Origin of the sequence: Collinsella sp. AM16-21 (genome assembly GCF_003471905.1) — a bacterium.
Taxonomy (GTDB): domain Bacteria; phylum Actinomycetota; class Coriobacteriia; order Coriobacteriales; family Coriobacteriaceae; genus Collinsella.
This window is the reverse complement of the sequence record NZ_QRKJ01000040.1, coordinates 1-446: the sequence shown is the minus strand read 5'-3', so window position 1 is coordinate 446 and position 446 is coordinate 1. Positions and strand designations below refer to the sequence as shown.

At 75.8% G+C, this 446-nt stretch carries 1 pseudogene; it reads left to right on the top strand.

The features are described 5' to 3' along the window. Positions 1-446: pseudogene (locus DW180_RS10085) on the top strand (IS30 family transposase); the annotation flags it as partial.

The following is a 446-nucleotide window of genomic DNA, read 5'->3' as shown; positions in this document are numbered from 1 at the left end:
CGACGGCATGACCAACATGGAGCTCAGGCGCAAGGTCGGCTACAGGCCGAGGAAGCGCGCCGCGCGCCGGGCGGCGACCCGCCACTCCGCCCGCAGGTCACATGCCGCGTTCCTCGCCCTCGGGGAGGACGCGTGCGCCGCGGCCTGGGAGATGGACACCGTCGAGGGGGCCCGGGAGGACAGCGCCTGCCTGCTCACGCTGCTGCACCGCCCCAGCAGGCCCCAGCTCGCGCTGCCGCTGGAGGAGAAGACCGCCGGGTGCGTCGCGGGCGCCCTGGAGGGCGTCCGGGCGGTCCTCGGCGCCGACGGGACGCGCCGCGTGTTCCGCGCCGTGCTCACCGACAACGGCCCCGAGTTCTCCGACGAGGTCGCGATCGCGGCGCTGCTCGGCGAGGGGCGGGGCGAGACGAGGCTGTTCTACTGCGACCCCCGGCGCAGCGACCAGA